The sequence below is a fragment of the Spirosoma terrae genome (assembly GCF_010435915.1).
Lineage (GTDB): Bacteria > Bacteroidota > Bacteroidia > Cytophagales > Spirosomataceae > Spirosoma > Spirosoma terrae.
Genome location: NZ_JAAFZH010000006.1, coordinates 269,640 through 282,060 on the forward strand (window position 1 = coordinate 269,640; position 12,421 = coordinate 282,060).

Annotated in this window: 9 protein-coding genes and 1 riboswitch; of the genes, 1 reads left to right on the forward strand and 8 read right to left on the reverse strand. The window is 49.6% G+C overall.

Features of this window, described 5'->3' with window-relative positions; all coding sequences use genetic code 11:
* Positions 1–11 precede the first annotated feature (11 nt).
* Entirely contained in the window at positions 12–875 is an 864-nt protein-coding gene (gene ypfJ / locus GK108_RS15915) for a KPN_02809 family neutral zinc metallopeptidase (protein ID WP_163950315.1), read from the reverse strand.
* A gap of 163 nt (positions 876–1,038) precedes the next feature.
* Complete coding sequence (namA, locus tag GK108_RS15920; protein ID WP_163950317.1) at positions 1,039–2,118, reverse strand: NADPH dehydrogenase NamA; 1,080 nt, start codon at positions 2,116–2,118, stop codon at positions 1,039–1,041.
* A 183-nt stretch (positions 2,119–2,301) separates the two neighbouring features.
* Here namA and GK108_RS15925 point away from each other — a divergent pair, with 183 nt between their 5' ends.
* Positions 2,302–2,559, forward strand: a complete 258-nt coding sequence (locus GK108_RS15925) for a DUF6582 domain-containing protein (protein WP_163950320.1) — start codon at positions 2,302–2,304, stop codon at positions 2,557–2,559.
* 98 nt (positions 2,560–2,657) lie between these two features.
* On the opposite strand, the gene GK108_RS15930 is transcribed toward GK108_RS15925, so the two are convergent.
* The 6 genes from GK108_RS15930 to GK108_RS15955 all read right to left on the reverse strand — a co-directional run bounded on the left by GK108_RS15930 (position 2,658) and on the right by GK108_RS15955 (position 12,354).
* Positions 2,658–3,734: an alpha/beta hydrolase gene (locus tag GK108_RS15930; RefSeq protein ID WP_163950323.1), complete on the reverse strand. Its 1,077-nt coding sequence runs from the start codon at positions 3,732–3,734 to the stop codon at positions 2,658–2,660.
* A gap of 70 nt (positions 3,735–3,804) precedes the next feature.
* A complete protein-coding gene (locus GK108_RS15935) occupies positions 3,805–6,570 on the reverse strand; it encodes a T9SS type A sorting domain-containing protein (RefSeq protein ID WP_163950326.1) in 2,766 nt (921 codons plus the stop codon).
* Between the two features lie 147 nt (positions 6,571–6,717).
* The gene (locus tag GK108_RS15940; protein WP_163950328.1) at positions 6,718–7,113 is read right to left on the reverse strand and encodes a DUF190 domain-containing protein; all 396 of its coding nucleotides are present in this window, start codon (positions 7,111–7,113) and stop codon (positions 6,718–6,720) included.
* Complete coding sequence (locus GK108_RS15945; protein WP_163950331.1) at positions 7,094–8,446, reverse strand: voltage-gated chloride channel family protein; 1,353 nt, start codon at positions 8,444–8,446, stop codon at positions 7,094–7,096. Before GK108_RS15945 ends, GK108_RS15940 begins: the two co-directional genes overlap by 20 nt.
* A 37-nt stretch (positions 8,447–8,483) precedes the next feature.
* Positions 8,484–8,552, reverse strand: a riboswitch (Fluoride riboswitch).
* A gap of 200 nt (positions 8,553–8,752) precedes the next feature.
* On the reverse strand, positions 8,753–11,527 hold the full coding sequence (locus GK108_RS15950; RefSeq protein WP_163950334.1) for an outer membrane beta-barrel protein: 2,775 nt from the start codon (positions 11,525–11,527) through the stop codon (positions 8,753–8,755).
* 20 nt (positions 11,528–11,547) lie between these two features.
* Entirely contained in the window at positions 11,548–12,354 is an 807-nt protein-coding gene (locus tag GK108_RS15955) for a GLPGLI family protein (RefSeq protein WP_163950337.1), read from the reverse strand.
* Between the last annotated feature and the right edge of the window lie 67 nt (positions 12,355–12,421).

The following is a 12,421-nucleotide window of genomic DNA, read 5'->3' on the forward strand; positions in this document are numbered from 1 at the left end:
GTTGCTTTCTGTTATTGCAGATTAGCGTCTTCGCGGCTGTTGAACGTATCACCCTGATTCAGATCACCCGTTTTAAGACCTTTTTTGAACCAGTAAACGCGCTGAGCCGACGAACCATGGGTAAAGGCATCGGGCACAACACGTCCCTGCGTTTCTTCCTGGATTTTATCGTCGCCGATCGCGTTAGCTGCCGTAATAGCCGACTCTACATCGTTGGCATCGAGCACAAAGCTTTGGCCCTGCGCGTGATTGGCCCAAACACCAGCAAAGAAATCGGCCTGTAATTCCAGCCGGACAGATACTTTGTTGTAATCCCGCTGACTCAGCCGATCCCGCAATGCATCGGTTTTTTTCATGATGCCGAGTTGATTTTGCACATGGTGGCCAATTTCATGGGCGATTACGTAAGCCATGGCAAACTCGCCCGGCGCCTGAAAGCGTTCCGCCAGCAAATCATAGAACGAAAGATCGATATATACTTTCTGATCGAGGGGGCAATAAAAAGGGCCCATTGCTTCCTGAGCCGTCCCGCAACCCGATGTTGTTGTGCCCCGGTACATGACCAGAACCGGTTTACGATACTGGGCTCCATTCTGAGCAAATATCTCCGTCCAGACCTTTTCGGTACTAGCCAATACTTGTCGCGTAAAGCGGGCAGCCTCATCATCGGCCTGTGGCCCAGTTGGCGCCTGACTAGCCGTTTGCGACTCATCGGGGGCCGTCTGATTGAGAATATCGGACGGGTTTCCGCCCAACAGCATCACAATGATGGCAATGACAACCGTTCCTATGCCTCCGCCAACAACTAGGCCGCCCCTACCACCGCCCCGGCGGTCGTCGACGTTTTCGCTTTCATCCTGATTTAACCAACGCATGGTAGCTACTAAATTTTAATGATGTTTAACTAGTTCGATGTTTGACATGTTGGCCGCTCTATAAATCCAGAAAATCAATAGATTAAACAGCGAAATCACGAAGCAAACAGATTTTATGTATGTAACATCAAAGTAAATAAATCGGCTTATTTCTACGATAATTTTACTTATGCATCTTTGGTTTTGCTCGTTCATACTGCAACGGCCAGGCAATATCTTCGCCCAGATCATGAGCCGCATGAAGCGGGAAATAAGGGTCTCTCAGAAACTCACGAGCCAGCAATATCAGATCGGCCTGCCCCTGCTCCAGAATAGCCTCTGCCTGGTTTGCGTCTGTAATCAGTCCAACAGCGCCGGTCATGATCTGCGCTTCTTTTTTCACTTTTTCGGCAAACTGAACCTGATAGCCGGGCCCCACCGGAATCCTGGCATGCGCTACGTTACCGCCCGTAGAACAATCGACAACATCAACACCTTTGCTTTTCAGGATCGACGCCAGCGCTACAGAGTCATCATCCGTCCAGCCCCCTTCGGTCCAGTCGGTAGCTGAAATACGAACAAAGAGCGGATATTCTTCCGGCCAGACAGCTTTTACGCACTCCACAATGTCCAGCACCAGGCGAATGCGGTTTTCAAACGAACCGCCATACTCATCGGTACGCTGATTGCTCAGTGGCGATAAAAACTGATGCAGCAAGTAGCCATGAGCCGCATGAATTTCAGCGACCTGAAACCCGGCCTCTACAGCCCGCCGGGTGGCCGCCTGAAAATCAGCCACTACGTTCTGAATGCCTTCTTTCGTTAGCGTCAGTGGCGCAGGATCTACCTCACTGAAGGGTATGGAACTTGGCGCGACGGTTTCCCATCCATTGGCTTCGCCCGAGGTAATGGCTTTGCCGCCATCCCAGGGACGATGGTGGCTAGCCTTACGTCCGGCATGGGCCAGTTGAATACCGGCAATTGAGCCCTGCTGATTTATAAATTGCGTAATGCGCTTCAGTCCTGGAATATGGCTATCGTTCCAGATGCCGAGGTCATGTGGCGATATACGTCCTTCGGGCGATACGGCAGCGGCTTCAGTAATGATCAGCCCGGCCCCGCCAACAGCCCGGCTTCCCAGATGAACCAGATGCCAGTCAGTGGCCAGCCCGTTCTCACTCGAATACTGGCACATGGGCGATACGACAATACGGTTTTTGAGCTGTATGCCCCGAATGGTAATGGGCGAAAAGAGTAATGACATAGATGAATTGTGTATGATCGGACGTCAGATCGGTTGATCAGAATCGAGATAATCTCCGGTTAAGCAACAAGCAGCCATAGGGCTTGGTTTGTGCCGACGCCCATTTTCTCACATGTAGCCGCCTGAAAAAACAGTTTCCAGCACAGACGGTTGATTTTACCAGAACAAACCAGCTCAACGATTATGACAAAAGACCCGAAAATTGATCGGCGTGACGACGTCAGGCCGAGCGAAGGACAGCACAAATACGGAGACGTGGATTTTGCGGATCGAACTAATAATAAATACCCAATCGATACCCCGGAGCACGTTCGGGCGGCATGGAGCTACATTAACCACAAAGACAATGCAGCGAAATACGATGCCAGTGAGGTTAAGGTTATAAAAGAACGGATACGGCAGGCAGCCAAGAAGCACCACGTCGATATTGACAGTGATTAATCGTTCAATCTTCCCGATGAGAAAAGCCGCCAGACGTAGCTCGATCTGGCGGCTTTTCTGTCTTACAGTACCAGCAAGTATGTAGCAACGTAGTAAAACTACTTATTGAGAAATCCACGAACGGCTTTCTTTACATTGTCTTCTTCGCAGGACGTCGCCAGATGACCACATTCGCCGGTAAGCTCTACGAATGGGACATGCAGGAAGGTAGCCAGTTCGGTAGCCATGCCGGGCGTTACCATGTGATCCTGCTTAGCCACTATAATCATCAGATTTGCTTTAATTGTAGCTTTCAGCTCGGCCATTGATTTTCCCCGGTAAATGTCCTGACCGATCATGGCCCGCAGCTGCGACGCCCAATTGTAGGGATTGGTGTTAGCATAACCGTTCTCTTTCTGCTGCACAAAGCTGGGTTCATCTTCCGGCTTCAGATGGCCCATAAAATAACCGGGTGTCGTCAGATTCAGCTCGTGTAAATCACCAACCGTTTTCATTGACTCGGGCGAAAAACTGCCCCGCTCCAGAATCGTCAGTTGCGTTCCCCAGAATAACCGGTCATAGCTGCTTTGCTTCGGCGTTCCGACAATTGGTACGACCTTATCCATAAAATCGGGGTACGATACCATCCACTCAAACGACTGCATCCCGCCCATCGAAATACCCATTACGGCAAACAAATGAGTCAAGCCCAAGTGCTTCGTTACCAGCTCATACTCCGAACGTACCATATCCCGGATCGTAAACTGCGGGAACTGAGCCCCAGCCTGCGCAGCACTGTTCGACGGCGACGACGAAACACCATTGCCCAATGCATCGACAACAATGGTAAAGTACTGAGTACTATCGGCAATACCGCCCGGATTAGCCACAAATGCTTTCTGCTGCGACGTACCGCCAAACCAGGTTGGTACCAAAATAGCGTTTGAACGATTCGCGTTTAAACGCCCAAACGTCCGGTAGCCCAGCCGACAATTCTGAATAACCTGCCCACTCTCCAGCTGAAAATTGCCCAACTCGACAAAGCGTTGCTGGGCAATAGCCGGAGAAACAACAAAGAGATAAATAAATGCAAAGAATAGTTGTCTGGATTGATACCGATACATGGAGGCTACTTTTAGCTGATAAGCCAGTAACGCTACGTTCTTACTTTTAGATCGCAGATTTGTTATAACCATGCATAAGTGTCACCCCGGTCAAAAGTCTGTAATGAATACCCAGCTGATAGGCCCGGTAGTATCTATACTATTAATTTCCTACTCCGATCAGGACACGTTTTGCGACAGAAAATGAGGGCGAACGAACCCAAAGTACGTAGACACCAGAGGATAAGTTGGGAAGGTCAATGACTTTTTGTTCATTCAGATTACCTACCGCAAAGAAAGCTACCTCCTGGCCAGTCATGGTATAGATTCGAATTTCTGCATTCGTCAGTTCCTCTTGAGTTTCAATCGTTATTCGTTTCGTCAGACTGGGGTTCGGGTAAATGCTAAGTCCCTGATTGGTTTCGTCAAGTGTAAAGAGAAAGTCGGCGGAAAAAGAGGAAGCACAAACCAGCGACGAATCATAGCGAATAAATGCCTGAGCAGAATACGTACCCGTCCGGGTAGCTCTCAGTTTAGTCGATTGCCGGGTGATTGTATCCTGATCGATTTGCCACCCATAATACTCACCGGGCAGTGTTCCGGTAGCTTCCAGCGTATAAGTCCCAACCTGCTGAATCGTTGGTGTACTCGGTACGGGTTTTACAGCGATTGGTATAGCCGGAGCAAATGGGGAAAAACATCCGAACTGATCCTGAACACGTGCTGAATAATCGCCCGTTTGTTTTACCGTAATTTGCCGTGTAGTGTTACCGGTTGTCCAGAACAAAGGCAGAGCACTAGTGGCTGTCAATACCACCTGGCCGCCGTCGCAAAATACAGTTGGTCCTTCGGCCCTCACGGTCGGTTCAGTAGGTAGTGACCGAACCATAATGGTAACAGGAGTAGACAGAGCCGAAAAACAGGAAAACTCATTCTGAGTGCGTACAGTATAGGTTCCACTCCGACTAATGGTTATGGCTGAAGTCGTTTGCCCCGAACTCCATACGTAGCGTTGTTCAGCACTAGCCGTTAAGGTTACCTGCTGATCAGCGCAAAACGTTGTACTTCCACTTGCTGTAATGACTGGCGTAGCGGGTAATGGATTGACAACAACTCGAAGCGGATCGGAAGACGGCGATAGGCAGCCCTGCGCACTAACAACCCTCACCGTGTAATCTCCAGACTTACCAACCTGAATTTTTTGCCCGGTTTCTCCGGTACTCCATCGATACCCCGCCTGTTCATTGGCCATCAACTCCGTTGTTTCGCCCTGACAAAATGTAGTGGTTTTTGCGGCTGTAACCGTTGGTTTGGCCGGCAAAGCATTAACCACCACCGACACGGGATCAGAGGTAAACGTACAACCACTGACATCCTGGGTCTGAACCTGATATTGCCCCGACGATTTCACCGTTAACGCTGAATTTGTGGACTGGGTCGACCAGCGAATAGGACCTGTGACCGAGACTTGTAAGCGAACACTGTCCCCTTCGCAAAAAACAGTCGAGCCACTCCTGGTGATGGTTGGTTTTTCGGCTACCCGTACAAACGGTGTGATCAGTACGTTTCCCAACGCATCTTTTACTTTAGCCCGGTAAAAACCAGCTCCTTTCGTGATCGACTGACTCGTTTCGCCCGAACTCCAGGATACCGAAGCGTAGTCTCCGTTGACTTTCAGCGCCAGTTGATTGTTCTGCGTACAGGAAACCGAAATATCAGGAGCCGCTACCGGAAGAAAAGGTGAGGCCGACCGAAAAAAATTATCGCTTAAACTCGTATTCCAGGCCTGGGCCACTTCCGCTAAACCTATAACATCAAAATGAACGTCATCAAAGGTCGCGGCTGTTCTGGGCGGTCGCTGACGCGGAATTTGAATACCATCGGTATTAGGACCGGCAAATACGTTCGATACGGTAGCAATAATCTGGTTTTGTGCCCGTATAATGTCGGCACGGGCTCCTCTGGAGTCGCCCGAATAGGAATCACGAGCAACTACCCAGGCTACAGCTTTACCGGTTTCCCGCCGACTTTGGTTAATAACCGTCTGCAAATCGGACACATAGCTATCGAACGTCGAATTGGTAAAACCCTCCGCTTCACCCTGTTGCCAGAGTACAGCGCGAACGCCCAGCATATGCGTATAAAATTGTAAACTGACGCGTAAATTGGCATAGGGTTGACCAGCAGCATAATAAGAACCTGATTCATAAATGCTCTCGGTTCGACCGAGTTCTGCACTTTCCCGCCAGTTTTTAATGGCAGTACCCTCATAGCCAGCATTAAAAAACAGGATTGGCACATTGAAACGTTGTGCCAGCAAATCGCCTAGTTTTCCCCAGCACCAACTACCCAGACCACGCGGAGCAATTCGCCCCCCCTGATCCAGATGAGAAAATCGATTCAGCACATCGATCGACGGTTCCTGTGCAGATTGAGTCTGATCATAGTAATTGACGGCATTAACCCGATCATCAGCCGCACTCGCCATGTCGTCGTACATTCCCTGTGCATTGGATTGCCCGGCAATGATAAATACCTCACCGACCCCAATACGTTCTACACGAGTGGTGCTTACGGTCTGATCCTGTTGTATGCCTCGCAGCTCCAGATCGTACCAGCCTCCCACGGCCGGTAAATCTCCGGAAAACGTACCACCGGTCAGCTCCCGGTCTATAACAACCCATTCCGAGGATGTTCCCTGTCCATTGCGCGCCTGTATCCTGGCTTCTATTCGATCCATTGGCTGGGCAATGTACCCATTGATGTGCAACGTTGCTGTATTGTTGGCCGAGCGCTGAAATACAGCCCGGCTAACGGGGAAACTAACAACGATTTGAGCGTAGGCAAAGGCAGGTAAACTCCAGATAAATAACAGGCAAACCAGCGTACGAAAGGAGGATAAGCGTATTGTGAATAACCGTTGAGACATGGTGACGCAACTAGAAAATAAAGAAATGAGCATGGTTATGGGTAGACCGCTGGCTATTGGTTCGATCTATTGGCTGTAGCCTGACTGGCTGCAATAGCATTTGAAGGTGTTTATCAATAAAAAAGGCGAATTGCATAATCCCGTAATTTATGGATTGTTGGTCGGCGCTTTGTCCATCCGAATTTGTTGAAAGGCTTCGGCATGCAGTAAGACTGTGGTTGTCTCCTGGAGCGTCTGCTGATTAGTGACTAAAAATGTTTGAATCATGTCGGGGGTATCGATCAGCTCCAGACACAAAGGATGCTTAGCCGGTGTAGTTTCGGCAAAATGATGACTAATGGTTTCCTTCTCCAGGTAGCCTGCCCGGGCATGAAACAAAATCGCCTGGTGGATACCCTGCGCTTTGGCAGCCCTTAACAGATCCCCCCCCAAACTACGGCCAAAATAGCGATGCCAAAATCGGTTTCGGGGAAACGACTGATGAAATGCTACGTAGATACGTAGTATAGTACGTTGCGACCAATCAATGGGAGGCATCTTCATGGGATACAGCTTTCGTTGGTTTCTTTTTAGAACGATGATGAGGAAGCTCAGCTAACCGCTGGCCCTGATGACGGCTCCAGATCAGGTGTTTGGATTGACCGATAACCTGCGAGCTATAGATCCCCCGGTGGCCCGAGAAAAAGTAGGCCATAATACAGGCAATACCCGCATAAGGACCGCACTCCGCTCCAAACAATTCCATCGCCATGAACGTGCAGGCCAGAGGAGTATTAGCCGCCCCGGCAAACACCGCGACAAAGCCCATTCCCGCCAGTAGCCCCATCGGTAAAGGGATAACTAAAGAGAGCGCATTCCCCATTGTTGCCCCGATAAAGAACAAAGGAGTCACCTCTCCACCCTTAAAGGCGGCTCCAAGCGTAACGGCCGTAAACAAGATTTTTAGGGCAAAATCGTAGGGCGGTAATTGTATGCTAAAGGAATCAACAATGGTAGGAATGCCCAAACCTATGTATTTGGTTGTGCCCATTGCCAATACGGCTAAAGCCACCAAAGCCCCTCCTAAAACCGGACGGAATGGAGGATAAGCTACCTGCTTTTTAAAGAAACGGCTAATGCCATGCGTTAGACTACTAAAGACGACCGACCCGAGCCCAAAAACGATGCCCGCTACCATCGCCCATACTACATGGGAGATTGAAAGCGGAGGCACGAAAGGAATGTGATAATGAGTATGCCCCACCCCCCAGGCGCGCGTTGTCAGATCGGCAAAGAAAGAAGCGGCAAAGGCTGGAAACAGACCAGCATATTGCAAGCGTCCCAGCAGAAAAACTTCCAGGCCAAATATGGCTCCGGCCAATGGTGTGCCAAATACCGAACCAAAGCCTGCGGCAATGCCTGCAATCAGGATCAGACGTCGGTCGCGGGGACGTAGTGTCAGCACGTAAGTGAACTGATCGGCGATAGATCCACCTAGTTGCAACGCCGTACCTTCTCGCCCCGCCGATCCACCAAACAGATGAGTCGTGATTGTGCCGATGAGCACAAAAGGAGCCATTTTCAGCGGAATAACCCCGGATGGCCGGTGAATAGTATCCAGTAACAGGTTATTACCCGACTCTACATCCTTGCCAGCGTAGTGATACAGCGAACCGATCAGAAAGCCAGCAATCGGAAGTAGGGCAATGATCCACTTGTGAGCTTCCCGCCAGTTGGTAGCCCATTCGAGAGCAACTAAAAAGAAAGCGGATGCAGAACCAACTAACAGGCCAATAAGCGCAGCTAGTAGCAGCCATTTTACCCAGAAAAAGAAGATAGGGTAGCGCCAGAAAAGCGGGGTAAGCGAACAAGGAATGCGAAAACGGAACGATACCATATAACAATACCTATTAGCGCGCTGAATGCAGCGTTTTGATCTAATAGGCGCCATCATCCCTACAAGCGGGCAGTTGGATCAGGAAGACACCATTTCCCGTACTGGCTGCAAAGATAAACCTTGAATCGTAAATGGCAAATAGTCATTTTAGTCCCAACTGTCTACTGGCATCAATCCGATCCTTTGGCGTGACTACTGCTTTTAAAATCGACCCCCTACTCTATTTTGTAAACTTTCACGTTCCAAGCCCTCCAGCACCGTGCATATACCAAGACACTCATCGAAAAACATAGAAGTAAGGGCGTGTTACGTACCAAACTTCCGCAAATTATACACAAAACTGAGCAACGCATACTGACGTAGCACCCGGCTTTGTACATCTTCGATATACGTATCGGTTGTGTTACGTATCAGGCTCTGGTTTTGATTGAGCAGATCAAACAGTTGTAGTCGAACTTCGCCCGTATTGCCTTTAAAAAACTGCCGGGATACGGCTACATTCCAGAGTGCGAATTGCTGGTTATACCCTGCTGCCCGGCCGGTGGTGGCGGTATAGGTCAGATCGCTGGTTAGCACAAACCGAAAAGGCAGTTGCCAGTGCATATCGGCCGTGGCATAATACGCCCAGAACGAGGTGTTTTGCTGAGGCAATAGCGAATACGTAGCCCTCTGATAGGTTACAGTACCGCTTAATCCATACTCAAACCTATCGTTGTAATTCGACTGAAAACGAAGGCTCTGCCCTATGCTGCTGGTATGCGCAATGTTGGCCTGTTCGTTAATCAGACTAAGTGCCCGCGACATAGTGGCGTTTGTTGTTAAGGTAACATTCAGTTTGATGGGCGCAATTCGGCGATTCAACGCCAGGGTTCCGTTTCCGGCCCAGTACCCACCCACATTAATGGGCTGCGTTGTTTGTACACCCGCACTACTGATCGTCGTGGCAGTGGCAATTCGATTATTACTCTGATTGAAACCAGCAAACAGAAACAGGCTTTTACCATCCAATGAACCCGAACTAGTATACGTTAGCGTAACGGTGTTGTAGTATTCTGGTCGCAGCATCGGGTTCCCCAATCGCCTATTAAGTGGATTCGTATTATCAACAACTGGCTGCAACTGCGTGATCGGTGGCGCCGTTATTCGCGTCCGATACTGAAGGCGAATACTACGATTTCCGGGAAAGGAAAACGACAATAAGGCATTGGGCAACACATTCAGATAGGCGCGACTCAGGCTTGTATCGGCCGAGCGATTTTCGACCTGCAATTCGGCCTGCTGAACCGCAACTCCCAGCGCATAGGTGTATCGCAACCGACGGTTCTGGAGGGTCGCACCAGCCTGATGCGTAGTAAAGACACTACCAAACTGATTGCTTAACGGCAGATTCGGGTGGTCGTACGCCTTTGTTGACTCATTAAAATCAGCAACATCGCTGGCGGCCTGGTTTCTACTGGTTGAGTAGGCATAGTTAAACTCAAGCTTCCGAGTCAGCGACAACGGATCGGTATAAGAGACGGTCAGCGTGTTTTGAAGCCCATACGTAGCCTGGTTGTTGCGCTGATCGAGCCGAATTGTGTTTGAATGTCCGCCCGTTGAATCATACAACGTATTGACCGACCGATTAAACGCTTCCGTTGGCCCATCCGAAAACACCGTATTCAGATTGGCCGACAACGTACGCCCCTCCCGCCGGAACTTCCGCATCAGCAGCAGATTATTGTAAATACTACGTCCATTCCCCGTCGAATTAGATTTCGTCTCGCCGGTATTAAGCAGTTGACTATCAGCCATAGATAAACCTGGCAAGTACGAACGACTAACTAACGTACTGCCGTAACGAGTTCGTTGCCAGGAAATGGTAGGTGTCAACCGCAAACTGGTCAATGAATCAAGCTGCCAGTCAAGGCGGCCATTAAACCGATGAGCTGTCTGTCGATTCTGCGCATAGTTTCGCTGATCGGTAATGAACGACTGATCGGGTAAAATACTTTGCCGACGACTCTGCTGATCTGTCGTTGTAATGGCCTGATTAACGAAGTAGCTACTGGCAATTTCAGCTTTTTTACCCATCTTATCTTTGTAGTTCAGGCCAGCCGCTTTTGTTTCGATAATCGTAGTCGGCGTCTGATTGATCGAAGGAGCCAGACCGCCCTGCGTGCCAACGACAATAGGAGCCCCATTTCCTCCACCAAGCGTAAAATTCTGTTGGTTGATGTTGTTTCCCTGACCAATAAGCGATAATTGTCGACCATTATCGAATCGATTCAGACTCAATCTACCCTGATAGCGTTTATCGTTGCCATCCCGATCAACACCGCCACCGAGCGCATTCTGACCGAAGTACCCGCGTCGTTTATCACGTTTAATGGTTAGGTTAATGGTACGTTCGCGATTACCGTCATCGATACCCGAAAACTGCGACTGATCCGACGACTGATCATATAATTGGACCTTATCGATAATGTCGGCCGGAAGGTTGCGGGTTGCCATCTTCGGGTCGTTTCCAAAAAATGGTTTTCCATCCACCAACACCCGATTTACGGTCTGTCCCTGTGCTTTTATTGTCCCATCCCGACTCACTTCAACGCCGGGGAGTTTTCGCAGAAGTTCTTCAACCTGGGCGTTGGGCTGCGTTTTAAACGAACCAGCGTTAAACTCCAACGTATCGCCTTTCACCGCAATTGGCGCACGTTCTTCTTTAACAACCACTTCGGTCAACAGGCTGGACTGTTCGGTCATCGCTATGGTTCCGGCATCGACCAGCGGATGTTCCCGATCAATACTGATACGTTTTGACCCATTTCGGTAGCCCACAAACGTAACGAGCAATCGATACGTCCCAGCAGCTACGTTACGTAGCAAAAATTGCCCATCGCCGTCGGTAAGTGTTGCCGTTACGTAGCTGGAGTCCTGTGCTTTTACCAACGACACGGAGGCAGATCGTAACGGTTTACCACTGATCGAATCGGTTACTATGCCCCTGACCTGCGTAATTTTCCCACCCGATACTATTTTTTGGGCAACAGAATAACTGGCCGCTCCGGCAAGAAGCGCAAAAAGAAGCAAAAACGTTCTCATGACTGCTAGCGATGAACTGGTTAATTTCGTTCGTTCATCAGTAGCTTCTGGCGGAAATCAGCTACCGCTTTCTCCCGAATTTCGGCTAGCTGGGCCGTTGTAACGGTTTCGGCGGTACCGGCAGGTAATACGTCTTTTTCGGCCACGACTTCTTTACTGACTTTAGTAGCCCGATATTGCTCACGACTGCTTTCCAGGAGCAACACCGTTCCTTTTTCCGGCGTCAGCTCATTAACTGGCGAATAAGTCATGGGTAGCTCGGTCGTAAACCATACCGTATAGGTTTCATTCCGGAAAGGGACAGTAGCTTTTCGGCAGGTATAGCCCGCAATCTTTTTGGTTTGATCGGTTATAGTCCAGTCCTTCGTGCGCTGGATTGGCGCTTCGGCTCGATAGCTTTTGGCTTCCTTGTCTTTGCCAACCGATAACAACGTAATTACTTTCTGATTCGCCAGGTCAACAAAAATCTGTTCGTCAAAAGGACGCCCTACGTTGGTCTGCTGCCCCGCACTGGAGCCACCTCCTACTGAAACAAAGGTCCGAATTACCTGATTCTCACCCTCCCGGCTCACTTTGGCGTTGCTCCCGACAATTACTGTCTTCTGCCCAAATGTCCGCGTATCGGGAATATCGCCCGGAAAATTAGGGTCACCGGGTTTAACCTGCTCACCATTGATCACGATCCGAATACTACTGGGATCGACCTTGCGAACGACTTCATACGAAATCTGGCCAGACCACTGATCAGCGGATGTCTGCGCAAAAATGGGTAATGAATTGGCGAAGAGGAGCGCCAGTATGAGTGTTGCTAAGGATAGTGTTTTCATCGATAATCGCTTGATTTAAGTTGATGGCCGTAACGAATGACCGTTCAAAGTTCAGGCGACCGTTTGT